The following is a 25,404-nucleotide window of genomic DNA, read 5'->3' as shown; positions in this document are numbered from 1 at the left end:
ATGGCTAACGAAGAATGCGACCCAAGCCCCCGGATCGGGCGCTCTCAAGCACCATGTCTCTGATCTTGTTGAAGAGCCGCGGAGGCAGGATGCCGTAAGCGATCTCGCCATCCTGGTTGGGTTCTAAGTCGAATCCGGGCCAGGCGAACTCATTGACTTCGTCGGTGACCACCCAAGATCGCGCATCGTCCAGCCCCAGATGTTCCTTCACCCTCGGCGGAATCTCCAAGGCTGATCCAGCGGCGGTCGGTGCGGAGTGGGTGATTGGCGCGACCAGGACGATCGTCAGCCCATCGGCAGCGCGCCGATGCGACAGAATGATCGCGCAAGGGCGCGGGTAGCGGGCGTTGTCACGCCCCTGGTCGCGTTCACGTCGCCAGAGATAGTTGAGCCGGATCACGAGGCCGACTTCCGGCTTCGGAAGGGCCACGAGACCTATTCGTCCAGCAGGGCGTCGAGGTGGTCATGCGCCGGGTCGACGCGCGCTTCGGTGAGCGCCGCCAGCGACTCCGCTGACAGCTCGTGGGTCCATTGGGCGCGGGTGGCCAGGCTCTTGAGCCGTACGAACTCGTCGTAGTCGTGTTTCGACATCAAGACCTCTGTGACGCGGTTGTGGTGCGTCACAGCGACCGGCTCTCGTTGAGCCGCTTGGCGGTAGCGTGAGAAGCGCTTGGCGACTTCGGTTGCTGGGACTTCGAGCATGGCCATCTCCGAAGTCCGCAAAATACGGATTTTCCGCACTTCCGTCAAGCTGCGATCCAGGAGGCCGTCGACGCTCGGACCGTCCGCCAATGCATCCGATCTGGATGCATTAGTCGCGTAATTCCACGCTCGGAACGTCTACCAATGCATCCGGACCGGATGGATTGGTTGGCCGAGGCCACACTCCCCGCCGCCCACCCTCGGCACGGGGTATATCAGTCCGGCCGAGATGGACCGTAGAGCGGCTTAACCCCGTCCACTATTTCGAGGGAAGATCACTTTCCCCGCGATCGCTTGCCCTGCCTGGCTTGGCTTGTCCGGTGGGTGGCGCCCCTCAGGAGGCGAGCGTTAACTTTCGGGCCCGGAGCCTGCGGCCGGGCGCGCTCAAAGTGAGCGCCTAGAGGTTTGACGGAAGCGGGAGCGTGAGGCCAAGTCCGTGCGACGAGCACTGTGCTCTGAGCAAATTGGGGAGTGGGCGAAATGCTTCGCGAGCTTTTGAATCAAGTGGCCGTTCTTTTGAAGGACGAATCCGGTCTGACCTCGACCGAATACTCGACCATGGGCGGCGCGATGGCCGGCGGCGTGTTCACCGCCTCCGACGCCCTGTCGCAAGCTGCGGGTACGGCGATCGACAACGTCGTGAACGCCGTCTCCGGCGGCGACGCTCCCGCGGTCTGATGGCGGGCTGCGCCGGTTTCCGGCGCAGCGCCCCAATCATGGCCGACCTAGAATCTGTGTTGAACCTGACCCTTCTGGCTCTGCTGGCGGGGTCAGTTTTTTCCGACCTGACCCGCAGGCTGATACCCAATTTCGTCTGCCTGGGGATCTTTTTACTCGGGCTGGTCCACGCCGTACTGCTGAGTTCGGGCGAGTGGATTTACTCTCTAGTGGGCTGTGGCGTTGTGCTGCTGGGGGGGCTAGGGCTTCACCAGAAGAAGGTCCTCGGCGGGGGTGATATCAAACTGATTTCCGCCCTCAGCGTCTGGCTCCTGCCGATCGAGCTGACCCGTTTTGTGCTGTCCATCATGATCGCCGGTGGCCTGGTGGGAGCCGCTTATCTGGCGGTCGGGTTTGTCCGTAGGCTGCGCGACAAGCAGGCCCCGGCCGCGGCGGGCGTGCCCTATGCCTTGGCCATCGTCGGGGGGTTCCTCGCCTTGCGGCCCGAGGTTCTGACCTCAACGGTATTGTAACGCGATGGCCAGGGAGCATCCATTGAGTAGTCCGAAAAGCGCCGCGCGCCCGCTGGGCCCGCTGATCAAGAACCTGCTCATGTTCATCGTCGCCGCGGCTGTGGCCGCGGTCGTGGTTCACTTGGTCAAGACCCAATTGTTCCCGCGCCTTCCGTCGCCGATCGCAGAACTCGTGGGGGCACGTCAATGAGCGAAACCGACCTATTCGGCGTCCGGGGCGGCAACAAGCCCACCTCCAAACTCACCCCTCTGATCAAGAACGTCAGCCTTTTCCTGGGCGCCCTGTTGATCACCATCGCCCTGGGCTCCTTCCTGAAGGCGAACGCCGGCGCCGGCGGCGGCAAGGGCTCGGGCGCCTTCTATCTGCAAGCCACCAGCGCCATGAAGCCTGGTGACGTGATCAGTCCTGAGACCACGGTGTGGCGCTCGGCCGTGGGTAAGCGCAGCGGGGAATGGATCACCGATAGCTCCAAGAAGTCAGAAGCCTATTGGGGCTGGCGGGCGGTGGCGCCGATCCGCGCTGGCCAGCCCGTGCTCAAGCAATCGGTCATCGCCGTCAACGCCGGCGCAATGACCCTGACCCTGCCCCCCGGCAAGGTTGGCTTCGTCCTCATGGGCGACGAACTCTCCGTGGCCACGGAGATGCTCCGTGAGGGCAGTTGGGTGAACATCATCGCGGTGGTCGGTGGCGGCGCCCGAAACAAAGCCGATGCCGAGTCGCCCTCCGTCGCCACCGTGGTGGAGGGCTCGCAGGTTCTCCATGTTCGATCTGGCCTCAAGCGCGGCGGCCGTGGCCTGGATCCGTCCGTGACCATCGCTGTTTCGCCCGAAGAGGCCGAGGACCTGGCCGCTTGGCGTCAGGCGGGTTCGCTCGTGGTGGTGCTGGCCAGCGCCAACAGCCCCCGATCGACCAATCAGGGCGCCCTACGCCAGATCTGGGATTTGGAAACCGTCCCCGATCACGCCGAGGCGGGCGCCGATACCTCCGTTTACGCTACGGCCCAGGCGCCGTCGGCGCCCACCCGCAGCGTATCGGTGGTCACCCCTTCGGGTGTCGCGCAGCAGGAGCTGCAATGATGCGTCACCTGGTGCTGGCCGCCGTCGTCTGGGCGCTGGCCTCGCCCGCCCTGGCCCAGGTCCGCAACACGATCTCTGAGGGTGGCTTTCTCGTCCTCACACCCTCCAGTGACGTCAGCTCCGTGGTCATGTCCAATGACGCGACCCTGAAGGTGGATGTGCGCGGCGCCCGGCGGATTGTGCTGTTCGGCGTCAAGGAGGGTTCCGCCGACGTCATGCTGATGAACGCAGCCAATCAGCAGATCGAGCGGCGGACTGTCGAGGTCGTCGCCGATACCGCCAACCTTGCGGCCCTGATCTCACGCACCGCCCAGGTGCCGAACCTCTCGGTGTCGAAATCCTCGGGCGTCGCCGTGCTGACCGGCGACGCGCCGAACGCCGCAACAGTTGTTCTGGCCGGGGATATCGCCACCGGCGCCATGCCTGGCGTCAAGATCATCAACCTGATCCGCAGCGCCACCAACGATCAACTGGCCGTCTCGGTCCGCGTCCTGGAGGTTCGCCGCAACAAGGCCAAGGAGCTGGGCATCCGCTGGCAGGCGCAGAACCGCTTCAATGGCGGGACCGGCGCCATCGGCAACCTGTTCGCCAGCGCCATCGGCACGGCCACAACCACCGACCTGTTCGCCTCAGCCAAGTTCACAATCGACCGACTGGTCCTGGACACCTTCCTGAATTACCTGCGCTCCGAGGGGGCGGCCACGATGCTGGCGGAGCCCACCATCGTCGCCACCAGCGGCCAGAAGGCCCGCTTCCTGGCCGGCGGCGAGCTCCCGGTTCCCAGCCCTCAGACCAACGGCGTGACGAACAACGCCGTGGGATACACCTACAAGCCCTATGGCGTGACCCTGGAGTTCACCGCCCTGATCGTCGATGGCGAGTCGGTCCGCCTGCAACTGGCCCCGGAAGTCAGCCAGGTAGACATGGCCAATATTGTCGAGTTCAACGGCGCCAAGGTGCCAAGCCTGATCACCCGCAAGACCGAAACCACAGTGACGCTGAAATTCGGGGAAAGCGTGGCTATCGCGGGCCTTCGGTCGTCTGAGTCGCAGAGCAACAAGAGGGGGCTGCCCTTCCGGACACCCTTCGACATCGGCGACAAGCTGGCCGGCTCGCGGGACTCCCGCGACAGCGACACCGAGCTGGTGCTGATCGTGACCCCCGAACGGGTGGAGGATGCCGCCAAGCACATGCCGTCGCCGGCCGTCGAGGCGAAGCTGTCGCCTCTGAAATGACCAGCCTTCTCGATCGTCGGCAGATCGTCTCGGCCCTCGTCGATGAGGCGGCGCGCGCCTATCCCACCGCGCGGGTCGGCGCCCTGGCCGTTGAACCTGAGACTCTTCGCGACTTCTTCCTGGGCTTGCTCGCCCGCGGCCCCGATGTTCCGGGTCAGTACGCCGACGAGCTGGCCCAGAGCGCGATTGACGAAGTCCTCGGCTATGGACCTATCCAGTCTTTAATGACCGATCCCGGGGTGACCGACATCCTGATCAATGGCTGGGACGCCATCGTCTACGAGAAGGACGGACGGCTGACGCCCTTCGAGGGCGCCTTCTTCGGCCCCGAGCATCTGGTGGCATTCGTTCATCGCCATGTGGCCCGGGCCGAACGCGCGATCAACCGCGCCAATCCCTGGGTCGACGTCGAACTGCCGGACGGGTCGCGGATGCACGCCGTCGCGCCTCCGGTGGCCATGGGCGGTCCCTTCGTCTCGATCCGCCGTTTCCCGGCGCGTCCCTACACCCTGGCGGACCTGGAGCGCATGGGCGGCGTCACCGCCGAGCAGCGCCTTTGGCTGGAAGCGGCGGTGGATAAGAGGTTGAACGTGATCGTCGCCGGCGCGCCGGGGGTGGGCAAGACCACACTGCTGGGCGCCATGCTCAGCCGGGTGCCTGCCGATCAGCGGATCGTGCTGGTGGAGGACGTCAGCGAGCTGAAGGTGGATCATCCCCACTGCATCAAGCTGCAGACCCGCCGGATCGACCATGGCGACGGGGAGCAAGCCAATATCCGCAAGTTGGTGCGGGAGACCCTGCGGATGCGGCCCGACCGCCTGGTGGTGGGTGAGGTGCGCGGCGAGGAGGTGTTCGACATGATCGCCGCCATGTCGATCGGACTGGCAGGGTCCCTGAGCACCCTGCACGCCGGATCGGTCACCGGCGCTGTTCATCGGTTGGAGTCGCTCTACGCCTCGGCGACCGCGGGGCAGTCGGGGATCAATCCGAGCCAGGCCTTGCGTGACGCCGTCGATGCGATCGTGTTCCTGCAGCGCGACGCCTCGGGCCGTCGACTGGTGTCGGAGATCCACAGGTTGGAACGCGCCTAGTGTCGTGGCTGCGCTCCCTGCCATGGCCCGCCCTGATGGTGGGGTTGGTGGCTCTGGGCGCCACGGCGTGGTGGGCCAAGAGCCTGCTCATGGGCCTTGTTGTGGGGTTGGGCGCCCTGATCTTGATGGCTCAGTTGCTGCGGGGGCGTCAGGCCAACGTGCTTGCGGCCGAACGCGCCGCAGTGGCGCGTCTACTGGAGCAGGTTAGCCCCGTCTCACGTTCGGGCACGCCGCTGCTGGCGGCCATGATGGCCAGCGCGCAAGGTTCGCCTCATCCCGGACCCCAGGCCCTGGCCCAAGCCCTGCAAGGGCTGTCGGCGGGGCAGCCCGAGGAGACCGCAGCGCGGCGGGTCGAGGCCTGGCCTCTCTCCAACCTTACCTATCGTCTCTGCCTGGTGCATCGTGAACAGGGCGGGGCGCCGGAGGGGTTCCTCATGGCCTTCCGCGAGGCCCTGGGCATGGCCGAGGATCTGGCCAAGAAGCGGAATCTGGCCCTGATCCAGATCCGCTGGCAGGCCAATATCATGACCGCCTTTTTCTTCCTGGTGCTGTTGGCCTCCGCCGTGCGAGCCGGCCCCCTTTTCGCCAGCCTCCTGGCCACCGATGAGGGCCGGCTTATGGTGACCCTGTCGGCGGCCCTGGTGATCTGGGGGCGGATCAGCCTGAACCTAATTTCGGACGCCATGAAGTGAGCCTGATCGATCGCCTGCGGAAGTCCGCCGCTCTGGAGGACGAGGCCTGTGAGCTGGTGGCGGTGGCCACATTGGCCGCGGCCGAGGCCGGCTCGCCGCCGGCCAGCGCCTTGGCCCTGGCGCTCGATGTCACCGCCGTTCGCTTCGGGCCCATGATCGAGGCGCTTCGCGTGGTGGAGCGGCGCCTGCGCTTTGGCCTCGACGGCGGCGCAGTGGCGCGGAATCTGGCCTCCCAAGGCCCTGGCGCCGCCCTGGTGGCCGAGGTCGCCGAGGCTGAGCGGAACGGGGACGATCTCCGAGAACGCCTGCAAATCTTCCTGAAAAACAGTTTTGAGCGCCGGGAGTACGAGCTCCGTCAGCGTATAGAGGTGTTCCCCGTCTATATGATCGTGGTCTTGGTCTTGTTTTTCATGCCGGCGATCCTGATCGTCCTGGTGGGCCCCTCCTTCTTTGCTCTCCTGCGCGTGCTCTACGAAGTCTGAGCCGCGCTCAATCTGAGCGCCCGTATCCTAGAGATCGCCAGGTATCCATATTACAAAAATGGGATGTGGCGCGTGACGCGCCAGCTCGAGATTTGGGGGGCGTTATGAAACCAGCTTTGCGCGCGATGGTGCTGGCCTCAGCATTGATGTTCACTACGGCGACGGTCGTCCCGATTGCGACGCCTGCGGAAGCCAAGGTCGCCGGCAAGGTTTTGCCCAAGGTCAAGAAGCCGCCGACCAAAAAAGCGATTGCCAAGCTTAAGAAGGCGCCGACCAAGGCTCAGCTTGCCAAGCTTAAGAAGAAGCCGACCAAGGCTCAGCTTGCCAAGCTTAAGAAGAAGCCGACCAAGGCTCAGCTTGCCAAGCTTAAGAAGGTGCCGACCAAGGCTCAGCTTGCCAAGCTTAAGAAGGCGCCGACCAAGGTGAAGCTGGCCAAGAAGCTGCCGCCGCCCAGGAAGGCGCCGGCGCCCAAACCGGCGTAGGCTGAAGGGTCTCATCGCGATGCGAGCCTTGCTTGGCAACTTTCTGAGGGACGGGCGTGGCGTGGCCTCCGTCGAGGCCACCATCGTGCTGGCGACCTTGGGGGTGGCTTTGATCGCCGGCGGTTACGTCGCCGGCCCGGCGGTCAAGGCCTATGCCGAGCGACTCACGAATCTGGTGGTGGAGGCGCGCTGCCTCTCCGCCGCTGAAGCCGGCCAACCGCTGCCAGTCTCCTGCCCCACGGGACCGGCATAGATGCTGGGGATCCAGGTTCTGCTGATCTCGTTCATGGGGTTTCTGGCGGGCCTAGAGGCCTCCGCGCCGGGCGCTGTCGGCGCGCTCTTGACCGCCGCGACTCAGGTTTCCATCGCCGTCGAGGACGGCACGTTTCAGAAACTCCACAGCCAAGTGGAGTTGTTGAGAGACAATCCAAGCGTGGGTTAAACCACGTCAGGTGGAGTTGGGCTCAGCCAAAGGTTGTTTGTCCCACATAATGAGTAACGACGTGCTGCCATAGGCTTGTGAGTCGGGTCGCACTGTGACGCCTTGTCCCGAGAGAACATCGTTCGGGGGGGCGCGGTCATTTCGTTCAACAATGCCATGAAACTGATTTTGGAGCCTCAGGCGCACCCGTCGCCGGGGGGGGAGACCATCGCTCAGCGCCTGCGCATCTCCACCCGGATGTTCAGCTTCTTCGTCATGCTTCGGAAGAAGAAGGGCCTGGATGTGGCTGCCTTCCAGATCATGTCGGCCTTCAACCTCGCCGGTCTCGCCGAACAGCAGCGGGCCTACGGCGGCGGGACCACCTTCGGCGACGCCCCCTTCAGCGCAGTCCTGTCGGCGACTGCGCTTTCAGACATGACGGGAATCCCACGCCAGACCGTTCGGCGTCGGCTTCAGACCCTTCAGGAGCTCGGCTATATCACCTTGCAGGCCGACGGCTCCTATCGCCTGAACGGTCACTGGAGCGAGTTGGACATCGTCGATGAGATCGGAGGCCTGATCGCGCGCTGATCCCCGACTGAACCGGGGCAGGCCTTCGGCCCTCGGCGACATCGCCATAGTTTACAAGATGTTGCCTGCGTCGGCCGTCGTCATACTAATGAAACTACGTCCGTTGTCCGGCCTTTAGGGTCGAAAACGTAATTTGAACAACACAGCAGTTGTTCAGGCGACGTACGTGCTAAACAAAATCTTCGAATTCCCGCATGCCTTTTCATCTTGGTCCGCTCCTATCCGGGCGCTCCGCGCCCTGATGGCTGACCAGCGTGGCCTCAGCACTGTGGAATACTCGACCTTGGGCGGAGTCATGTCTGGGGCCATCTTCCTGGCCGGGCAGGCGCTGCAACAGGCCCAGCTCTCGGCCATCGAACGTCTGACCGGGCCATAGCGAGCTGGTCGCCTTGACCGTTCCGTCACCTCTCCGGATCGCATCCCAGGTGGAGATATGCTGGCCACTGCATTGGCTGCGCAAGATCACCCTCGGGACGTCCACCAATGCATCTGATTTGGATGCATTCGTCGCATAGGACGACATCATCTGCGCCATCGCCGAGCTGAGGCGGTCTCAATCCGCGCTTAGCTGAGACGCCTGGTTCGGGCCAGCCAGCCCTTGTGTGGCGGCGCTGAGCCGTTTCCGGCTGAGATGCCCTGATGCGAGAGCCCGCTATCGCAACACAGCTCCGATCCCTACCCTGGCGACCGACAGGAATAGGCGCCCTGATGAACGAGCGCCGTGTAGGTCGCCAACTGGAGCAATCGGGACGATCTTGAACACATCGGGGCCGTCCAGGGATGAGGGGCAGAGCGCGCTGTTGCGCGCCTATTTCGAGAAGCGGACCAATCTGGTGCGCTTCTTCGCGGCGCGTACAGGTTCGCTGGAAGCTGCCGAGGACCTCGCTCAGGACCTCTATCTGAAGCTATCAACCCGCGAGGACCCGCTTGAGACGTGGGCGCCGGTCGCGTTGCTCTACCGCATCGCTACAAATCTTATGCTGGATCGTGCGCGCGCCGCGCAACGCTCGGCCAACCGCGACGCCGGATGGCGCATGGTGGCGCGAACAGACCTCGGTGGCGCGGAGATCGATGACGCGCCCGCCGCCGACGAAGTGATTGTCTCACGCCAAAGGCTTAGCCAGCTTATCGACGCGGTCGCCGAGTTGCCGCCGCAGATGGGCCGGGCGTTTCGCCTGCACAAGCTGGAGGGGCTGAGCCAGATCCAGACGGCGCAGGTCATGGGCGTCTCCGTCAAGGCGGTAGAGAAGCACGTCAGCGTGGCTTTGCGCACGCTGATCCGAAAGCTGCGACCATGAGCCTGTCACAATTTCGAATGGGACGGGGGGATCGGGCGCTACAGCGGCGTTTAATTCTCGATCACGCCCTTACGGCTTGGATCGAGCAGGTGGGCCGATGATCGGCGATCTCCAAGGCAGAGAGCAAGAGCCGTTGGCGCAAGCCAGCGACTGGATCGCGCGCCTGCAAAGCGACGACCTGACCTCAGCCGACGCGCAAGCCTTCGACGCCTGGTTGGATGCAGCCACGGAAAACGCCCTGGCCTATGACCAGGCGCTGGCGGTCTGGAACAGTGTGGGGGCCTCTGGCCAAGACATTGTTCGCGAGCTCGCTCGCGTCCAGCATCACCGCGCCAAGCAACTGAGGCGCCGATGGATGGCTGGGGCGGCCAGTGCGGCCGCGGCGGCCGCCTTGGTGCTGGCGGTCCTCCCGTCCCTGACGTCGACGCCCGTGACTGAGACCTATGCGACGGCCACCGGCCAGCGCCGAGCCGTGACCTTGGCCGACGGATCCAAGGTCGAGCTCAACGCCGAGACCAAGCTCGTCGTGACTCTCTCCCGCGACGAACGTCGCGTGGTGATGGGGGAGGGGGAAGCCATTTTCGATGTGGCCGCCGAACCCGGTCGCCCCTTCACCATCAACAGCGGCGGCCACGTCGTTCGGGTGGTGGGCACCCAGTTCGATGTCCGTCACCGTGACGGCGGTTTGTCCGTCACGGTTGGGCGTGGTGTTGTCGAAGTCACCCCTGATCCGAAAGGGGCGCCAAGCCGCACCTATGTTCTGCGCCCCGGCCAACGGTTGGCGATTGGCGAGGCGAACCAAGCGCGCCTCAGCACTATCGAACCATCGGTGGCGTTCAGTTGGCGCACGGGACGGATGGTTTATCGCGACGAGCCGCTGTCCAATGTGGTCGCCGACCTCAACCGACAATTCGCCAAACCCATCATCATCGCCGACCCGGAACTTGGCCGGACACCTATTTCCGGGGTCCTGGTGATGGACAGCCAATCCGAAGTCGTCGGACGACTGGCTTTAATGTTGCCGATTACGGCGATAACCTCCCCCGAAGGCGTCGTGCTTCGTAGAAAATAGGCGCCGATCCGGCGGGGGACGTCCGATCCATCAGTGTTGGTCAGTTTTGGGCGGTTTCGTCTGCGCGTCCGCATTGGTCTTTGCGGCGGGCGGGGCTGAGGCGGCGCCCGAGCGGGTGCGCTTTGACATTGACGCCAAGCCCTATTCGGAATCCCTCATCGACCTGGCCTTACAGGCCGATGTCTCGCTGCTCGGCGCTTCGGCCTGCGGCGGCGGGGTCGCGGCGGCGCTGAAGGGCGCCTACACCGTGCCAGAGGCGCTGGGCCGTTTGCTGGCCGACTCGCCGTGCAGCTGGCGCGTCCTGGGCTCCCGCTCTGTGCAGGTAAGTGCGGCTGCGGCCGCCACGGCCGCGATGACTCCAACCCCTCCGGTCTCCGTCTCGGAGGTCCTCGTCACCGCGACCAAACGGGTTCAGAGCACCCAGCGCTTGGCGGTGGCGGTGAGCGTCATTTCCGCCGAGCAACTCGCAGCGACCGGGGCGGCAGATCCCGGTGAGACTTCGGGGCAGCTTGCGGGTGTCTTGACCACCAACTTGGGGCCAAGCCGGGACAAGCTCATCCTGCGGGGTCTGTCGGACGGCGCCTTCACAGGCCGGTCGCGCTCGACGGTGGGGACCTATCTCGACAATACGCCGATTAACTACAACGCCCCGGATCCGGACCTGCGCCTTGTGGATGTGGAACGAATCGAAGTGGTGCGCGGGCCGCAGGGCGCGCTCTACGGCGGAGGCTCGCTCAGCGGCATCTACCGGATCGTCACCCGCAAACCCGACCCGGCGCGCAGATCCGCGGAGGTCTCAGCCTCGACGTCCTGGACGCAGGACGGCGCGCCGAGTGGCGAGCTGGAAGGCTACGCCAATCTCCCACTGTTTGATGGCGACGGCGGGCTGCGCATGTCGGCCTACCATGAGCTGCAGGGCGGATATCTTGATGACATCAACCTGGGGCGCGCCGACGTCGACCGCACCCGACGCTACGGCGGTCGCCTGTCCGTCAGCTTCCAGCCCAACGATATCTGGACAGTGGATCTTGCTGGGACCGTGCAGAACCTGAAGTCTGATGACACCCACTACACGGCCCGAGCATCGGGCCTTCACCGCGCCCACCGGGTCGCTGAGCCGCACGGCAGCAGCATCGGGCTGCTCGCCGCGACGGTTCGGGGGGCCTGGGGGTGGGGCGAGCTCGTCTCCTCAACGGGGCTCGTGCGCCATAAGTACTCCAGCATCTACGACGCTTCGGCGGTCGCGAGCCTGTACACAGCCAATGGCTCGGAGCGAGCGATCTATTCTGACGCCGCGCGCACCGAGATGTTCAGTCAGGATTTCGTCCTGACCTCGCGTGGCGCGGGCCCCTTCCAATGGCTGGCCGGCCTCTATGGATCCGACACGGTCGAAGACTCGCCCGCCACTCTGATGGCGCGGGGACCGATAGGTCCTCTCGCCACGGTCTATCGCGATGACCGGCGCGACCGGATTTTTGAACTGGCGGCCTATGGCGAGGCCGCCCTGGAGATCACGCCTGGGTGGACGCTGGCCGTGGGCGGGCGTGCTTTTAGTATAAACCGCAAGACCACGTCCGATGTGGTGTCTGAACGTTTTGCGCCAAGGTCCTTTGAGCGTCGGGCGGACTTTTCCGGCGTTTCACCCAAGGTTTCGCTGCAGTGGCAAGTGTCACCCGGAGACCTGATCTATGCGGTGATTTCCGAGGGCTTCCGGGCCGGCGGCCTCAATTCCGGCGGCGCCAGGCCGCTGGCGACCGCACGCGAAACCTTCGGGCCTGATCGCCTGCGCAACTATGAGCTTGGCGCCAAGCTCCACGCCTTTGACGGTCGCCTCGTGGCCCATTCAGCGCTGTTCTATGATGTGTGGAAGAACATCCAGACCGACCAGTTTCGGCCGTCGGGGATCCCGTACACCGCAAACGTGGGTGACGCGCGGGTCGCGGGGTTTGAGGCCGAACTCAGTTACCGATGGGACATGGGCCTGACGGTGCAGGCCAATGGGCTGCTCTCGCAAACGCGGATTATTCGCGTCAATCCAGACTACGCGCCAGAACTCACCAGGGGGCTGCCGGGCGCACCAGGTTTCTCTGGCGGGGTCCTGGCGATCTACCAGCGCCCTGTCTTCCGAGACCTGACGCTGCGGCTGGTGGGCGAGGCCAACTATGTGGGTCGTTCAAGGGTAAGCTTTGATCCGGCGCTCTCTCCGGAGATGGGGGGTTACGTCAGGGCGAAAATTTCGGTCGGAGTTCGGGGCCGCCGAACCGGCGCCGAGCTCTTCATCTCCAATCCGGCCAACGCCTACAGCGACACTTTCGCCTACGGAAATCCCTTCAGTTTCAGCCAGGTCCGGCAGGTCACACCACAGCGGCCGCGCACCATTGGCATGACCCTTTCCACAGCCTTCTAAAAAGAATTCTGCGGCAGGTAGGGATGGTCAGGGTTAGCGCCGTCTTGCAAGGGACACCAAGACCCACTGGAGGGGCCTCGGGGTCAGACCCCGGCTCATCGGCTATGAGCCGCGGCAGAGTGTCACCCGCCGCGGACCCGGTTCGCACGGGCGGCGCCAGGATGAGCGCGGCCCCGCTGAGGAGAGCGGCTGGGGCCGCGCTCGGCCGCCGCGGTGGAGCTCTGCAGCGGACCGCTGGGCGGGGCACGGATAAGCCCCTGCGCGAATGCGCCATATGTTGTTAACCCCAGAGGGTGCTAACTTGCCCAATCGCAGCTTGGCCGACTAGCCCCCGGACGGGCTGGGGTCGTGCAACAGCCACGGCTGTTTCACGTGATGCTTTGTTGGTTCTCCAGTCGCCAACACGAGCTGCATAGCCCCGGCCTGATGACGTCTACGCAGGTCGGGGCGGCGCCGCCAAACGGCGGGCGTCTGTCCAATCCAAAACAAGCGTCACTAAGGGGAAAGTGAAATTCTGATCCCTCGAAGCTCTGGCTTGACTGCAACACGACTGCGAAGTTTCTGGCAGTTGTTGTAAAAATACGCCCCCAGCGCGAGGCGAGAGGGACTAGAAGCGGCACAACAATCCGCCGAGTCCGGATGATCCTGGGGTTTCCAAAATGCGCCATCGCCGCCTTCTCTTCGCCGCCGCCTCTGTCGCCGCCCTCTGGGCTGGGGCCGCCACCGCCCAAACCTCAGGCTCGGCCTCTGGTGAAGCCAATGTCGAGGAGTTGGTCGTCACCGGCACGCGCACGGTTGGCCGTTCGCGGCTCGACACCCTGGCTCCCGTCGACGTGATCGGCGCCGAGGCGATCAGCCGTCAGGGCGCGTCCACCGAACTGGCCCAGGCCCTGGCCAATTTGACGCCGGCCCTGGACTTCCCCCGCCCGGCCATCACCGACGGCACCGACCACGTCCGGCCCGCCACCCTGCGCGGCTTGGCCCCTGACCAGACCCTGGTGCTGGTCAACGGCATGCGCGGCCACGTCTCGGCCCTGGTGGCGGTGAATGGCTCCATCGGCCGTGGCTCCACCGCCTTCGACCTCAACACCATCCCCACCGTCACCGTCGATCGCGTCGAGATCCTGCGGGACGGCGCCTCGGCCCAGTACGGCGCCGACGCCATCGCCGGGGTGATGAACATCCGCCTGCGGGAGGCCGCCTCCGGCGGCGGCGCCACCTACAACTACGGCGTCTACAACACCACTGTGCGCACGGCGCGCGGCAAGCGCGACGCCAATGACGGGGTCACCCAGTCCTTCGCCGCCTGGCAGGGCTTCGGCCTTGGCGACGACGGCTTCCTGACGGTGTCGGGCGAGTATGTGAAGCGTAACGCCACCAACCGGTCCGACTATGCCGACCGCGTCGCCCTGCCGCTCTACAACCCGGGCCGCATCATCGGCCGCTACGGCGATCCGAAGGTGGAGAGCTACACGGTCTTCGCCAATGCGGGCCTGCCGCTGAACGACACCTGGTCGGTCTATGGTTTCGCGGGCTACCAGCACCGCGACACCAACGCCGCGGCCACCGCGCGCGCCTACAACAACGCCAACAACGTGCCCTCGGTCTATCCGGGCGGCTTCCTGCCGCAGATCGAAACTGAAATCACCGACCTGACCCTGCAAGGCGGGGTCAAGGGCGAGGCCGCCGGCTGGAAGGTCGATCTGTCGGCCAACTACGGCAAGAACGAGCTGGAATACACGGTCGTCAACTCGATCAACGCCTCCTATGGCGCAGCCTCACCGCGCACCTTCCGGGCCGGCTCCCTCGAGTACGCCCAGTGGATCGTGGACCTGAACCTGTCGCGCGCTTTCGATGTCGGCCTGGTGGAGCCACTCAACGTGGCGGGCGGTCTTGAGTACCGCGACGAGTCCTTCGGGATCGGCGCAGGGGAGGCGGCCTCCTACACGGTGGGTCCCGATCCCACCAAGGCCGGCGTCTCCCAGGGCTTCCCCGGGTTCCGTCCCGCCAACGAGGTCGACGTCTCGCGTCATAACTACGCCGTCTATGTCGACGTCGAAGGCAAGCTGACCGAGAAGTTCGGCTTCGACATCGCCGGCCGCTACGAGGACTATTCCGACTTCGGCGGCAAGGGCACCGGCAAGCTGGCCCTGCGCTATGACTTCAACGAGGCCTTCGCTCTGCGTGGCGCGGTCTCCACCGGCTTCAAGGCTCCGGCCCTGCAGCAGCAGTACTTCACCTACACCTCCACCAACAACGTGCTGGTGGGGACGACCTTCCAGCTCATCGAGGTGGGCACCTTCCCGGTGTCCAGCCCCGTGGCCCGCGCCCTTGGCGCCAAGCCGCTGGAGCCTGAAACCTCGGTCAACTACTCGCTTGGCATGGTCTATCGCGCGGGCGCCTTCGAACTGACGGTGGACGCCTACCAGATCGACCTGGAAAACCGCATCGTCCTGTCGGAGAACCTGCCCAACACCAACACGCCCGCGGCGACGTCGGCGGCGATCACGGCTCTGTTGACGCCCTTCGGCGTCAGCGCCGCGCGCTTCTTCATCAACGGCGTGGACACGACCACCAAGGGCGTCGACGTGGTGGCCCGCTACCGTATGGACCTGGGCGACAGCCGCCTGGACCTGACAGCGGCGGCGAACTTCAATTCCACCGAAGTCACCAAGACCCCGGCCCTGCCGACCCTGTCGGCCCTGCCGCAGCCGGCCTTCCTCTTCGACCGCGCCAATCGCATGACCTATGAAGAGGGCACGCCGGAACGCAAGCTGGTGTTCGGCGCCGACTGGACCCGGAACAACCTGGCCATCAGCACCAAGGTCACCGACTATGACGGTGTCCTGTCGCCCAGCAACAATCCGGCCTTCGATATCGGCACGGGTCGGGCGACCCTGGTGGATCTGGAGGGGCGTTACACCTTCCCGATGGGTGTGACGCTGGCGCTTGGGGCCAACAACATCCTCGATGAGTACCCCCGCGCGACACCCACCAGCATCAACGGCGCGACGGGCTCGATCGGCTTCCCGGGCTACTCGCCCTTCGGCTTCAACGGCCGCTTCGTCTATGGCCGCCTGAGCTACAAGTGGTAGTCCTCAGCCTGCGCTGAGCGTTCTGAACGGCGCGGCGTGCAAACGCCGCGCCGTTCTTCGTTCAGATGTCGAAGTATCGATAGACACCGGTGTCATTGCGCCGAGCGGCGGAGGCGAAGCGCCCAGGTCTCTCGGCACGCCACGGCGTGTAATAGCAAAATTGTCATATTTATAATCCTCAAACCGGCTGTGATTTCCGGCTTCCCTGGCGTAACACCCGGCTTAACAACAGATTTCGGCGCCACCTTTGCTTGGGCGCTCTCGCCATTTAGAATTTGGTTCATTAGGGATCGGACCCATATTGAGGCGCTGCAGCGTCTGGGGCCGGCTGGGAGTTTTAGCTTTGACCGCCACCACGTCTATTCCGGGGCTTTTCCCCGCACCGACCAAACACGCCAAACTCATCGCCTGGGTGGAGCAGACGGCCGCTCTGACCCAGCCGGACCGGGTCTACTGGTGCGACGGATCCGAAGCGGAATGGACGGCCCTGACCTCCGAACTCGTGGCCGGCGGCACCCTGAAGCCCCTCAACCCTGCCAAGCGCCCCAACTCGTTCTTCGCCGCCTCCGATCCCCGCGACGTCGCCCGCGTCGAGAGCCGCACCTTCATTTGCTCCGAGAAGGAGGAAGACGCCGGCCCCACCAACAACTGGCTCGACCCCACCGAGATGCGGGCCGATCTGCAGGACCTGTTCAAGGGCTGCATGAAGGGCCGCACCATGTACGTGGTGCCCTTCAGCATGGGGCCGCTGGGCTCCAAGATCAGCCAGCTGGGCGTCGAGATCACCGACAGCGCCTATGTGGCCATCTCGATGCGCGTCATGACCCGCATGGGCGCCGGCGCCCTGAAGGAGATCGGCGACGAGGGCTTCTTCGTCCCGGCCCTCCACTCGGTGGGCATGCCGCTGGCTGAAGGTCAGGCCGACGTCGCCTGGCCCTGCAACGAGATCAAGTACATCGTCCACTTCCCTGAGAGCCGGGAGATCTGGTCCTACGGCTCCGGCTACGGCGGCAACGCGCTGCTGGGCAAGAAGTGCTTCGCCCTGCGCATCGCCTCGGTCATGGCTCGCGACGAGGGCTGGTTCGCCGAGCACATGCTGATCCTCAAGCTGACCTCGCCTGAGGGCTCCGTACGCTACATCGCCGCGGCCTTCCCCAGTGCCTGCGGCAAGACCAACATGGCCATGCTGCAGCCCACCCTGCCGGGCTGGAAGGCCGAGACCATCGGCGACGACATCTGCTGGATGCGGTTCGGCGACGACGGCCGCCTCTATGCGATCAATCCGGAGGCCGGCTTCTTCGGCGTGGCGCCTGGCACCGGGATCGAGACAAACAAGAACGCCGTGGACTCCCTGCATTCCAACAGCGTCTTCACCAATGTGGCGCTCACCTCTGACGGCGACGTCTGGTGGGAGGGCCTCACCGAGACCCCGCCGGAAGGCCTCACCGACTGGAAGGGCCGGCCCTGGTCGCCCGAGAGCGGCGAACCTGCCGCCCACCCCAACGCCCGCTTCACGGTGCCCGCGGCTCAGTGCCCGGTGATCGCCTCGGAATGGGAAGATCCCAAGGGCGTGCCGATTTCGGCCATCCTGTTCGGCGGCCGCCGCGCCAGCGCCGTGCCGCTGGTGACCGAAGCCTTCGACTGGGCCCACGGCGTCTTCCTGGCCTCCAACGTGGCCTCGGAAGGCACGGCGGCGGCGGAGAACAAGATCGGCGAACTGCGCCGCGACCCCTTCGCCATGCTTCCGTTCTGCGGCTACAACATGGGGGATTACTTCGCCCACTGGCTCAAGATGGGCACCAAGGCCGACGCCGCCAAGCTGCCGAAAATCTACTTCGTCAACTGGTTCCGCAAGGACGAGAAGGGCAAGTTCGTCTGGCCGGGCTATGGCGAGAACAGCCGCGTGCTCAAGTGGATCTTCGGCCGGCTGGAGGGCGAGGCCGCCGCCACCGACACCCCCATAGGCCGCGTGCCGACCCCGGAGAGCCTCGATCTCTCCGGGCTCAGCCTGACTGAGGCCCAGCTGAACCTGCTGCTTACCGTCGATCCGGCGGTCTGGCAGGAGGAGGCGGCGCTGATCCCGCCGGCCTATGAGAAGTTCGGCGACCACCTGCCCAAGGCGCTTTGGAGCCAGCACGAGGCCCTGGTGGCCCGGCTGGCCCAGGCCGCCCGCCCGGCCATGATGGTCGCGGAATAGACAGCGGGCGGCGCGCGCCATGACCTTGCCGCCCCGGCGACCGCGCCTGGCCATCTTCGGCGCGGGCCCGGCCGGTTCGGCCTTCGCGCGCCAGTTCGCGCTGTTGCCCTTCGAGGTGGAGGCCTACGACACTCGGCCCCACAACGCCGACCACGCCACGATCCTCAGCGAGGACGAGCTGGTGGAGGTGGCCGGCTGCCTGGAAGACGGGGACTACGTCCTGATCGCCAGCGCCAGCCATGAGCTGGACGGCCGCATCGCCCAGGCCGTCCTGACGGCCGGGCGGTTCCGGTACTGCGGTATGATCGGCTCCCGCAAGAAGCGCGACGAGATCCTCGCGGCGCTGTCGCAAGCGGGTGTCTCGCCTGGCCAGGTCGCCCGCCTGCAATGCCCCATCGGCATCCCCGAACTCCATGGCCGGGCGCCCGAGGTGATCGCTGTCTCGGTGGCGGCCCAGGTGCTGCAGGTTCTACAGGACGACAACCCGGAGTAGGCGGCGCCTTCGCCTCAGGATCGCGCGCCCGATTGTGGCGCTACGCCTCGCTGCTCACGGTCTGCGGCGGCGCGCCGCGGCCGTGCTGATGTTCGGTGAACCGCAAATTAAGCGTCCCAATCATAGGCTTGCCGAAAATCGGGAAGGATCACCACCGAGGTGTCGGCAAACCTACCTCCGCATCGCGGCCTCCCTTTCGGCCTGGCGGGTTCACAGCCCGTTTTCGATCGCGCGACCGATATGGCCGTCGCCATGTTCGACGGCTATGCCGCGGTCCTGGCCATCGTCCACCAGGGTCGCATGTGGCGCAGCCGCGATCCCGAGGGCCGGCTGCCGAAGACCAGTGTGCTGGCCGAACAGGTGATCAGCTCGGGCGCCCCGCTCTGGGTTGAGGATCTGACTGACCACCCCGTCTCCGCTGGTCATCCCCTGGTCGTGGGTGGCGATCACCTGCGATTCTACCTCGGTGTCCCGGTCCTCAGCCGCGACGGCGAGGTGATCGGGGTGCTCTCGGTTCTGGGCCTGCATCCCAAGCCCTTCGACGCCATGAAGTTGCGGATGCTGCAGCAGCTGGCGGAGTTCGTTGCGGACGAATGCTTCCGCCAGCTGGGCGCCCTGGAATTGGAAGAGACCCAGTCGGCCCTCTCAGCTTTCGTGAAGGCGGTTCCAGCCTCGGTGATGGTCTCCGATCGCGAGATGCGGGTGCTGCAGGCCAGCCTCACCTGGCTGACCAGCGCCGAGGGGCGCTGCTCGACATTCCGCGTCGTCCTTCCCCTGGAGCGGATCGGCCATAAGTCCGCCGAGGCCGCCCCGATAGAGACCGGTGGTGGCGTCGCCACACTGGAGCCGGAACGCGCCTTGCGCGTGCTGGCCGCGGAGGACAACTCGGTCAATCAGCTGGTGCTCAAGACCCTGTTGCAGCAGGTGGGAGTCGAGGTTTTCGTGGTGGGCGATGGGCAGCAGGTCCTGGAGGCCTGGCGCGCCCATGACTGGGACCTCATCCTTATGGATGTCCAGATGCCGCTCATGGACGGCCCGAGCGCGACTGTCGCTATTCGCGCCGACGAGGCCCGCAGCGGCCGCGCGCGCACGCCGATCATCGCCCTGACCGCCAACGCCATGGCCCACCAGACCGTGGAATACCTAGCCGTCGGCATGGATGGTTTCGTGGCCAAGCCCATCGACGCGGCCAAGCTCTTCCAGGCCATCGCCGAGGCGATCGAGGCTGGCGATCAGCAGGCCGAGCGCGTCGCGGCCTGCTGATCGGCTCGCCGAGCCGGATGGCGACATCCTATGCCGGGCGGACCTCGCGCGCGCAGTCGAGCGAGAACCGCACCTTCTGGTCTCCGAGGGCGCCCAGTCTTTCATAGAAGCGCACGGCGTCGAGGTTCCAGGCCGGGGTCTGCCATTGGACTTCATCGAGCCCCTGGGCCCTGGCGAACCCGATGACCGCATCAGCCAATCGTGCCCCGACGCGGCGATTGCGGGCGGCCGCGCTGACGAACAGGCAGTCCATGTGCAGATAATCCCGGCCCCGCCAGGCGCTGAACTCGCGGCTGGCCGCCGCGTAGCCCAGCAGGTCGGCTCCGTCCCCGGCCACCCACGCGAACAGGCGGGGCGGTAGCCCGAAGACGGCGCGCGACAGTTGCGCCGCCTTGGTCGTCACCTGGCCTCCTTCGAAGGCGGCATGCTCCGCCATCAGGGACAGGAGACCCGGGAGGTCTCCTGGGACCAGGAGGCGGACGCCAACCTCCGGTCGAGCCTTCATGCCGGGACTGGCACGGCGAGATCGAAACCCTCGTCGATCCAACCGGTGACGCCGCCGTCCATCCGCTTCACCTTGCGGCCAAGTCGGGCGAGCCTCACCGCACCCCGCGCCGCGCCGTTGCAGTGGGTCCCGGCGCAGTAGACGACGAAGAGCGTATCGGCGGGATAGGCATCCATTCGCGAGGCGATGATCTTGCCGTGGGGAAGGTTTGTCGCGCCGGGCACGTGACCCGTGGCGAAGAGGGCGGGGCTGCGGACATCCAGGAGCACAAAGCCAGGATCGCCCGAGGCCAGCGCGTCGTGCACGTCCCAGCAATCGGTTTCAAACTGGAACTCGCGCTCGAAATGCTCGAGCGCGGCCTGGGGATCAGCGGGGGGAACCTGGCTTACGGCGTTGGTCATGGCGGACGTCTCCTCTGTAAGCGTCGCCCTACGGTCCGACGCCCAGGCCACGATCACAATCGGCGCGATCGCCAAGCTCCGCTAAGATCACGCCAAACGCCTTCGCCCCGATTGCCGAGCCGGGCGGCGACCGTTGAAGGCTTGGAGCAAGGAGACCGAAACCGATGCCCACAGACACAACGCCCCCGAACCGGAGCGTGGTCGCCCTGGTCTACGACAACCTGTGCAGCTTCGAATTCGGCTGCGCGGCCGAGGTGTTCGGCCTGCCGCGTCCGGAGGTAGGCCCCGACTGGTACAGCTTCGCCACCGCGGCCGTGGAGTCTGGTCCGATCACAGCGATGGGCGGGCTGAGGTTTGAGGCGTCCGGTGGGCTGGAAGTGCTGAAGGGCGCGGGGACGGTGGTGGTGCCCGGGTGGAAGGGCGCCGACGTTCAGCCCAGCGCCGAGCTCGTGGCCGCGCTGCGCGCCGCCTATGCCGGGGGGACGCGGCTGGTGACGATCTGCTCAGGCGTCTTTGTCCTGGCGGCGGCTGGCCTGCTGGATGGCCGCCGGGCCACGACCCATTGGCGGTATGCCGAGACCCTGCGCCAGCGCTATCCGCGCATCGAGGTGGACCCCAATGTCCTCTATGTCGACGAGGGGCAGATCCTCACCTCGGCCGGCAGCGCCGCGGGCCTGGATCTCTGCCTGCACCTGGTGCGGCGGGACTTCGGGGCCCGGATCGCCAACCAGGTGGCGCGCCGGCTGGTGATCGCCCCGCACCGGGATGGAGGCCAGGCCCAGTTCATCGAGCGCCCGCTGGCGCCGAGCGCCGGCGGACGTCTGTCGCAGTTGATCGCCGAACTTCAGGAGGAGCCCCAAGGGTCGCCGAGCATCCAGCAGCTGGCGGCGCGCGCGGCGATGAGTGAGCGCACCTTCATCCGCCGGTTCCGAGAGACGACGGGAATGGCCCCGGGCGCCTGGCTCGTGGCGGTGCGGGTGGATCGCGCCCGCGACCTCCTGGAGACCACAGACCTGAGCATCGAACAGGTGGCGGCCGAGAGCGGTTTTGGGGCGGCCACCACCCTGCGCCACCATTTCCGCAGCCGCCTGGGCCTGAGCCCCGCGGCCTACAGGGACCGGTTCGGCGTCGCGGCCGCCGCACTTGGCCCCGCGGCGGCCTAGCTTTCGAGGCCACGGCCAGGCTCCACCAAGGTGGTTGGGCTTCGAACCGGCACGCGCAGGCGGAGGCGAATGGGGGCCGCAGCCGCGGTCATGTTCCTGCCGAGCGAGCTCGCGTTGCAGGAGCGCCTGGCCTGGCGCCCGCATGATCTTGGTCAAAGACAAAGGCTGGAAATCCGCGAAGGTCAGGGCTGGCGGGCCCTGTCTGAACGTGCGCGCGGGCACGAGGCCTGGGCGAGTTCACGATGCAGCGTCGCCCTGACGACGCTATGCGACGCGGCGCGGCCCGCAGGATCAAACGAGGAGATGCGCTGTGAAGGGCTTTGTCGAGGACATCGAAGACCTGACCGTTGAGAACGCCGCGTTCCGGCGGGTGCTTTATACGGGCAAGCACCTGCAACTGGTGCTGATGGCGTTGAAGGCCGGAGAAGAGATCGGTTCCGAAACCCACGTCGGTCATGACCAGTTCTTTCGCATCGAGAAGGGCAAGGGCGAGGTGTGGATCGATGGCGAGCGCACCAAGATCAAGCGCGACGACGCAATCGTCGTGCCGGCCGGCGCGACCCACAACATCGTCAACACCGGCTCAAAGTCGCTGAAGCTTTATACGCTCTACGCGCCGCCCCAGCACCCTGACGGCCTGGTGCGCGCGACGAAGGCGGACGCCGCGGCCACCAAGGCGCATTTCGACGGAAAGACGACGGAAGGCCCGGCCCCGGCTAAGGCGACAGGTCGTGGGGGAACCCATGAAAAACCCGCCGACTGAATCGGTCCTCGGCCGCCTCCCGCGTCGGCGGCTCGACGCCGCCGTCGGAGCTCCCGGCGCGTCGTCCTATGCCTCCCGATGACACGGCACCCTGGTTGAGCGGCGCCGAGTGGCCGCTAGCGGTCGCCCTGGCGATCGGTCTGCTGATCGGGCTGGAGCGCGAGCGTCGGAAGGGCGACGGGAGCGCCCGTTCAGCCGCCGGCTTGCGCACCTTTGGTCTGGTTGGCCTGCTGGGTGGTGTTGCGGGGCTCGCGGGCGGTACGGGACTTATCCTGCTGACTGGAGGCTTCGTCGCCGTTGGAACCCTGGTGGCGTACGGGCTCGGGGACCGCAAGGACCCCGGACTGACCGGCGAGGTGGCGCTTGTCTTGACCTACGCCCTTGGCGTCCTGGCGCAGACCCGTCCCGCCCTCGCGCTTGGCGCCGGCGTGGTCGTGGCGGCTCTACTGGCGTTTCGGGTTCAACTTCACCGATTTGCGCGCGACCGGATCACCGATCAGGAACTTCTGGACGCCCTGACGTTTGCGATCGCCGCCGCCGTCATTCTTCCCCTCCTGCCCAATCGGACGGTCGATCCGTTCGGGTCGCTGAATCCTTTCATGCTCTGGCGTCTCGCCGTGGTGGCGATGGCGCTCAGCTTCCTGGGTTATGTCGCGCAGCGCCTATTGGGCGGGCGGTTCGGGCTGCTGATCGCGGGCCTTGCCGCCGGATTTGTCTCAAGTACGGCCGCGGTCGCCGCCATGGGCGCGCGCGCCAAGGCGCAGCCGGACCTGACTGCCGCCAGCGCGGCGGGTGCGATCGCCTCCATGATCGGCAGCCTCGCCTACCTGCTGGCGATCATAGGCGCCGCAAGTCCGCCGCTGATCGTCGCCCTGGCCATCCCGCTGGGCCTGGCCTCCCTCCTGACGCTCGCCTATGCCGTCTGGCTCGTGCGCCACACGCCGAAGTCCGCAAACCACGAGACCGTCGGCCGGGCGTTCAGTGGCGCGGCTGTCTTGCTGTTCGTAGCGCTGGTCGGCGTCTTCAGCCTGGTCGCGGAACTGCTTGTTCGCTGGCTCGGCCCAGCCGGCGCCCTGATCGGCGCAGCGGCGATGGGCGTCGCCGATGCGCAAGCGGCCTCGGTATCCATGGCCAACCTCCTGGCAGTCGGGCGTATGCCAGAGTCGACCGCCGCGATCGGGGTCGTGCTGGCGCTGACCACCAACATGGCGATCAAGGTTCCGACAGCCTTCGTGACCGGAGGTCGAGTCTACGGGCGGCAGGTCGCCATCGGCGTCCTGCTGCTGCTGGCGGGGCTATGGATCGGCGGCGTTGTCGAAGTCCTCGCCGGTGGAGGATGGCTCTCAGTGGGAGGCGATCGCGACCTGTGACCAGCCATCAAGCCGGAAGTCTGTGGGCCACGCGTTCATGCCGGGCGCGGGCGGTATGAACCGGTCGCGCTCGCCAGCCGCTCGCCCACGCTGGTTGCGTCCGCGAACCAGCGGCCATCTGGATGGTCCCATCCAGCTGCGCGTCAACGAAATCGGGCAGATCTTTCACACCCTCGACCCCCTGCCGTTTCGCGAGCGTGACCTCGACGCTGGCGTTGAGGAATACATCGTCGGTTGGGCAGGCGAGATCGCCGAGAAGCGCGCGATCACGATCATCGTCTACCTCCCGCCCGCCGAAGCAGGGCGTGACGAGGCGCGGCACATCGGAGAGGCGATGCGGAACTACTTCGCGTACCGCTCGAAAGTCCTGGGATGGGATCTCCGCGATATGTTCCGCACCGGCCGGGCCTCGCTCGCGATCGGCCTCACCGTCCTGGCGGCCTGCATTGTCCTGGGCAAGGTCGCCAGCGGCTTGTTGGGTGCGGGCTACTTTGGGCGCTTTTTTGACGAGGGACTGATCATCCTGGGATGGGTCGCAAACTGGCGCCCGGTGGAAATCTTCCTCTACGCCTGGTGGCCCATTGAGCGACGGCGAAGGCTCTACCGTCGGCTCTCCCTTGCCCAAGTTAAGATCGAGGCCGGCGACCCGCAGGGAGCAGCTTCAGGGGCGACGCTTGATCAAGGCTGACCAATAGGATCAGGCACGTGAGCGCCGCGCCGGCGGCAGGGTGAGCAAGTCCGTCGCCCGCTTCCGAGATTGTGCGGCGTCGCAACGCGTCCCCGCGGAGCCCGCTGCAGCGGGAGGTCAGGCCGGCCTGGGCCGGCCGGCGAGGCCGAGCGCCTCCAGCACTCGCTCGACCTGGCGTTCCGTTGGCAGGGCGATGTCGATGACGATCGCTCCCTCCTGCGGAGCTGGGGGCTCCAGGGTGGTAAGCTGCCCAGCCAGCCCCTGCGGGCCCGCGAAGTGGCCGGTGCGTTCGGCCAGCCGCCGGTGCAGGACATCGCGGTCGCCGGTCAGCCAGACGAACCGCAGGCCCGGACGACCCGCGCGCAGCCCCTCCCGATAGCTCTGTTTCAGCGCCGAGCAGGCCAGCAGACAGGGCGTGTTCTCGGCGCGACGGTCGTCGATCCACTGCCGGGCGGCGGCCAGCCAGGGTGCGCGATCGGCGTCGGTCAGCGGCTCGCCTCGGCGCATCTTCTCCACGTTCGCCGGCGGGTGCAGGTCGTCGCCATCCTGGTGCGCCCAGCCAAGGTGCGCGGCCAGGGCGGCGGTGAGGGTCGACTTGCCGGCGCCGGACACGCCCATCACGACCACGACCGGGGTGGGCGTTTGCGGGGCTGTCGAGGGACTTGCCATGTTGGGTTTCTGCCATATCGCGCACTTGGAGACGAGACTCAGAGGTCGAGTGGCGAG

Annotated in this window: 29 protein-coding genes; 24 read left to right on the top strand and 5 right to left on the bottom strand. The window is 66.1% G+C overall.

Annotation, left to right across the window (positions count from 1 at the left end):
- Positions 1-4: 4 nt before the first annotated feature.
- Together OCL97_RS06045 and OCL97_RS06040 are read right to left on the bottom strand one after the other, a co-directional pair.
- Positions 5-430: a hypothetical protein gene (locus OCL97_RS06045; RefSeq protein ID WP_377368510.1), complete on the bottom strand. Its 426-nt coding sequence runs from the start codon at positions 428-430 to the stop codon at positions 5-7.
- Between the two features lie 5 nt (positions 431-435).
- Entirely contained in the window at positions 436-591 is a 156-nt protein-coding gene (locus OCL97_RS06040) for a hypothetical protein (protein ID WP_377368508.1), read from the bottom strand.
- A 591-nt stretch (positions 592-1,182) separates the two neighbouring features.
- Between OCL97_RS06040 and OCL97_RS06035 the strand changes: the two genes are divergently transcribed.
- From OCL97_RS06035 to OCL97_RS05940, 20 genes are all read left to right on the top strand, one after another.
- Entirely contained in the window at positions 1,183-1,380 is a 198-nt protein-coding gene (locus tag OCL97_RS06035) for a Flp family type IVb pilin (RefSeq protein WP_305337923.1), read from the top strand.
- Between the two features lie 38 nt (positions 1,381-1,418).
- Positions 1,419-1,892, top strand: a complete 474-nt coding sequence (locus tag OCL97_RS06030) for a prepilin peptidase (protein ID WP_377368506.1) — start codon at positions 1,419-1,421, stop codon at positions 1,890-1,892.
- 22 nt (positions 1,893-1,914) lie between these two features.
- Positions 1,915-2,082 carry a hypothetical protein gene (locus OCL97_RS06025; RefSeq protein WP_305337921.1) on the top strand — a complete coding sequence of 56 codons (168 nt, stop codon included), beginning with the start codon at positions 1,915-1,917 and terminating at the stop codon, positions 2,080-2,082.
- Entirely contained in the window at positions 2,079-2,969 is an 891-nt protein-coding gene (locus OCL97_RS06020; protein WP_377368503.1) for an RcpC/CpaB family pilus assembly protein, read from the top strand. The genes OCL97_RS06025 and OCL97_RS06020 overlap by 4 nt, the downstream gene beginning before the upstream one ends.
- Positions 2,966-4,204 carry a type II and III secretion system protein family protein gene (locus OCL97_RS06015; RefSeq protein WP_377368501.1) on the top strand — a complete coding sequence of 413 codons (1,239 nt, stop codon included), beginning with the start codon at positions 2,966-2,968 and terminating at the stop codon, positions 4,202-4,204. The genes OCL97_RS06020 and OCL97_RS06015 overlap by 4 nt, the downstream gene beginning before the upstream one ends.
- The gene (locus OCL97_RS06010; RefSeq protein WP_305337918.1) at positions 4,201-5,295 is read left to right on the top strand and encodes a CpaF family protein; all 1,095 of its coding nucleotides are present in this window, start codon (positions 4,201-4,203) and stop codon (positions 5,293-5,295) included. Before OCL97_RS06015 ends, OCL97_RS06010 begins: the two co-directional genes overlap by 4 nt.
- Positions 5,295-5,987 (top strand): type II secretion system F family protein, encoded by a 693-nt coding sequence (locus tag OCL97_RS06005; protein WP_377368499.1) that lies wholly within the window; start codon positions 5,295-5,297, stop codon positions 5,985-5,987. Before OCL97_RS06010 ends, OCL97_RS06005 begins: the two co-directional genes overlap by 1 nt.
- Entirely contained in the window at positions 5,984-6,469 is a 486-nt protein-coding gene (locus tag OCL97_RS06000; protein WP_305337916.1) for a type II secretion system F family protein, read from the top strand. Before OCL97_RS06005 ends, OCL97_RS06000 begins: the two co-directional genes overlap by 4 nt.
- A 104-nt stretch (positions 6,470-6,573) precedes the next feature.
- Positions 6,574-6,951: a hypothetical protein gene (locus tag OCL97_RS05995; protein ID WP_377368497.1), complete on the top strand. Its 378-nt coding sequence runs from the start codon at positions 6,574-6,576 to the stop codon at positions 6,949-6,951.
- Between the two features lie 19 nt (positions 6,952-6,970).
- Complete coding sequence (locus OCL97_RS05990) at positions 6,971-7,204, top strand: hypothetical protein (RefSeq protein ID WP_377368495.1); 234 nt, start codon at positions 6,971-6,973, stop codon at positions 7,202-7,204.
- Positions 7,205-7,393 (top strand): hypothetical protein, encoded by a 189-nt coding sequence (locus tag OCL97_RS05985; RefSeq protein WP_377368493.1) that lies wholly within the window; start codon positions 7,205-7,207, stop codon positions 7,391-7,393.
- 156 nt (positions 7,394-7,549) lie between these two features.
- Positions 7,550-7,963: a helix-turn-helix domain-containing protein gene (locus tag OCL97_RS05980; protein WP_377368491.1), complete on the top strand. Its 414-nt coding sequence runs from the start codon at positions 7,550-7,552 to the stop codon at positions 7,961-7,963.
- A 241-nt stretch (positions 7,964-8,204) separates the two neighbouring features.
- Entirely contained in the window at positions 8,205-8,339 is a 135-nt protein-coding gene (locus OCL97_RS05975) for a hypothetical protein (RefSeq protein WP_305337911.1), read from the top strand.
- A gap of 379 nt (positions 8,340-8,718) precedes the next feature.
- Positions 8,719-9,261, top strand: a complete 543-nt coding sequence (locus OCL97_RS05970; protein WP_377368489.1) for a sigma-70 family RNA polymerase sigma factor — start codon at positions 8,719-8,721, stop codon at positions 9,259-9,261.
- Positions 9,262-9,358: 97 nt separating this feature from the next.
- The gene (locus OCL97_RS05965) at positions 9,359-10,333 is read left to right on the top strand and encodes a FecR family protein (protein ID WP_377368487.1); all 975 of its coding nucleotides are present in this window, start codon (positions 9,359-9,361) and stop codon (positions 10,331-10,333) included.
- A gap of 46 nt (positions 10,334-10,379) precedes the next feature.
- On the top strand, positions 10,380-12,740 hold the full coding sequence (locus OCL97_RS05960) for a TonB-dependent receptor (protein ID WP_377368485.1): 2,361 nt from the start codon (positions 10,380-10,382) through the stop codon (positions 12,738-12,740).
- A gap of 659 nt (positions 12,741-13,399) precedes the next feature.
- The gene (locus OCL97_RS05955; RefSeq protein ID WP_377368483.1) at positions 13,400-15,835 is read left to right on the top strand and encodes a TonB-dependent receptor plug domain-containing protein; all 2,436 of its coding nucleotides are present in this window, start codon (positions 13,400-13,402) and stop codon (positions 15,833-15,835) included.
- Between the two features lie 343 nt (positions 15,836-16,178).
- Positions 16,179-18,032 (top strand): phosphoenolpyruvate carboxykinase (GTP), encoded by a 1,854-nt coding sequence (locus OCL97_RS05950; protein ID WP_377368481.1) that lies wholly within the window; start codon positions 16,179-16,181, stop codon positions 18,030-18,032.
- Between the two features lie 19 nt (positions 18,033-18,051).
- On the top strand, positions 18,052-18,525 hold the full coding sequence (locus OCL97_RS05945) for an XdhC family protein (RefSeq protein ID WP_377368479.1): 474 nt from the start codon (positions 18,052-18,054) through the stop codon (positions 18,523-18,525).
- A gap of 159 nt (positions 18,526-18,684) precedes the next feature.
- Positions 18,685-19,788 carry a response regulator gene (locus OCL97_RS05940; protein WP_377368477.1) on the top strand — a complete coding sequence of 368 codons (1,104 nt, stop codon included), beginning with the start codon at positions 18,685-18,687 and terminating at the stop codon, positions 19,786-19,788.
- 28 nt (positions 19,789-19,816) lie between these two features.
- Here the strand turns inward: OCL97_RS05940 and OCL97_RS05935 are convergent, their stop codons facing one another.
- Together OCL97_RS05935 and OCL97_RS05930 are read right to left on the bottom strand one after the other, a co-directional pair.
- Positions 19,817-20,191 (bottom strand): GNAT family N-acetyltransferase, encoded by a 375-nt coding sequence (locus OCL97_RS05935; protein WP_377368475.1) that lies wholly within the window; start codon positions 20,189-20,191, stop codon positions 19,817-19,819.
- A gap of 98 nt (positions 20,192-20,289) precedes the next feature.
- Positions 20,290-20,694, bottom strand: coding sequence for a rhodanese-like domain-containing protein (locus OCL97_RS05930; RefSeq protein ID WP_377368473.1), 405 nt, complete (start codon positions 20,692-20,694; stop codon positions 20,290-20,292).
- 164 nt (positions 20,695-20,858) lie between these two features.
- Between OCL97_RS05930 and ftrA the strand changes: the two genes are divergently transcribed.
- The 4 genes from ftrA (at position 20,859) to OCL97_RS05910 (ending at position 24,678) form a co-directional block, all read left to right on the top strand.
- The gene (ftrA, locus tag OCL97_RS05925) at positions 20,859-21,857 is read left to right on the top strand and encodes a transcriptional regulator FtrA (RefSeq protein WP_377368471.1); all 999 of its coding nucleotides are present in this window, start codon (positions 20,859-20,861) and stop codon (positions 21,855-21,857) included.
- Between the two features lie 310 nt (positions 21,858-22,167).
- Positions 22,168-22,620: a cupin domain-containing protein gene (locus OCL97_RS05920; RefSeq protein ID WP_377368469.1), complete on the top strand. Its 453-nt coding sequence runs from the start codon at positions 22,168-22,170 to the stop codon at positions 22,618-22,620.
- Between the two features lie 95 nt (positions 22,621-22,715).
- A complete protein-coding gene (locus OCL97_RS05915; RefSeq protein ID WP_377368467.1) occupies positions 22,716-23,990 on the top strand; it encodes an MgtC/SapB family protein in 1,275 nt (424 codons plus the stop codon).
- A complete protein-coding gene (locus OCL97_RS05910) occupies positions 23,932-24,678 on the top strand; it encodes a hypothetical protein (protein WP_377368465.1) in 747 nt (248 codons plus the stop codon). The genes OCL97_RS05915 and OCL97_RS05910 overlap by 59 nt, the downstream gene beginning before the upstream one ends.
- Positions 24,679-24,795: 117 nt before the next feature.
- Here OCL97_RS05910 and OCL97_RS05905 read toward each other — a convergent pair whose 3' ends face one another.
- Positions 24,796-25,347, bottom strand: coding sequence for a gluconokinase (locus OCL97_RS05905; protein WP_377368463.1), 552 nt, complete (start codon positions 25,345-25,347; stop codon positions 24,796-24,798).
- Positions 25,348-25,404 lie beyond the last annotated feature (57 nt).

It is taken from the genome of Phenylobacterium ferrooxidans, assembly GCF_042714595.1.
Classification (GTDB): domain Bacteria; phylum Pseudomonadota; class Alphaproteobacteria; order Caulobacterales; family Caulobacteraceae; genus Phenylobacterium; species Phenylobacterium ferrooxidans.
The sequence above is the reverse complement of the archived record's forward strand: the minus strand, read 5'-3'. Positions and strand labels throughout refer to the sequence as shown.

What these genes read in the sequence shown, in the direction of transcription:
- OCL97_RS06040 (WP_377368508.1), bottom strand. Translation starts at nt 591, where the DNA reads ATGTCGAAACACGACTACGACGAGTTCGTACGGCTCAAGAGCCTGGCC.
- OCL97_RS06035 (WP_305337923.1), top strand. Translation starts at nt 1,183, where the DNA reads ATGCTTCGCGAGCTTTTGAATCAAGTGGCCGTTCTTTTGAAGGACGAA.
- OCL97_RS06030 (WP_377368506.1), top strand. Translation starts at nt 1,419, where the DNA reads ATGGCCGACCTAGAATCTGTGTTGAACCTGACCCTTCTGGCTCTGCTG.
- OCL97_RS06020 (WP_377368503.1), top strand. Translation starts at nt 2,079, where the DNA reads ATGAGCGAAACCGACCTATTCGGCGTCCGGGGCGGCAACAAGCCCACC.
- OCL97_RS06015 (WP_377368501.1), top strand. Translation starts at nt 2,966, where the DNA reads ATGATGCGTCACCTGGTGCTGGCCGCCGTCGTCTGGGCGCTGGCCTCG.
- OCL97_RS06010 (WP_305337918.1), top strand. Translation starts at nt 4,201, where the DNA reads ATGACCAGCCTTCTCGATCGTCGGCAGATCGTCTCGGCCCTCGTCGAT.
- OCL97_RS05995 (WP_377368497.1), top strand. Translation starts at nt 6,574, where the DNA reads ATGAAACCAGCTTTGCGCGCGATGGTGCTGGCCTCAGCATTGATGTTC.
- OCL97_RS05990 (WP_377368495.1), top strand. Translation starts at nt 6,971, where the DNA reads ATGCGAGCCTTGCTTGGCAACTTTCTGAGGGACGGGCGTGGCGTGGCC.
- OCL97_RS05985 (WP_377368493.1), top strand. Translation starts at nt 7,205, where the DNA reads ATGCTGGGGATCCAGGTTCTGCTGATCTCGTTCATGGGGTTTCTGGCG.
- OCL97_RS05980 (WP_377368491.1), top strand. Translation starts at nt 7,550, where the DNA reads ATGAAACTGATTTTGGAGCCTCAGGCGCACCCGTCGCCGGGGGGGGAG.
- OCL97_RS05975 (WP_305337911.1), top strand. Translation starts at nt 8,205, where the DNA reads ATGGCTGACCAGCGTGGCCTCAGCACTGTGGAATACTCGACCTTGGGC.
- OCL97_RS05965 (WP_377368487.1), top strand. Translation starts at nt 9,359, where the DNA reads ATGATCGGCGATCTCCAAGGCAGAGAGCAAGAGCCGTTGGCGCAAGCC.
- OCL97_RS05955 (WP_377368483.1), top strand. Translation starts at nt 13,400, where the DNA reads ATGCGCCATCGCCGCCTTCTCTTCGCCGCCGCCTCTGTCGCCGCCCTC.
- OCL97_RS05945 (WP_377368479.1), top strand. Translation starts at nt 18,052, where the DNA reads ATGACCTTGCCGCCCCGGCGACCGCGCCTGGCCATCTTCGGCGCGGGC.
- OCL97_RS05930 (WP_377368473.1), bottom strand. Translation starts at nt 20,694, where the DNA reads ATGACCAACGCCGTAAGCCAGGTTCCCCCCGCTGATCCCCAGGCCGCG.
- ftrA (WP_377368471.1), top strand. Translation starts at nt 20,859, where the DNA reads ATGCCCACAGACACAACGCCCCCGAACCGGAGCGTGGTCGCCCTGGTC.
- OCL97_RS05905 (WP_377368463.1), bottom strand. Translation starts at nt 25,347, where the DNA reads ATGGCAAGTCCCTCGACAGCCCCGCAAACGCCCACCCCGGTCGTGGTC.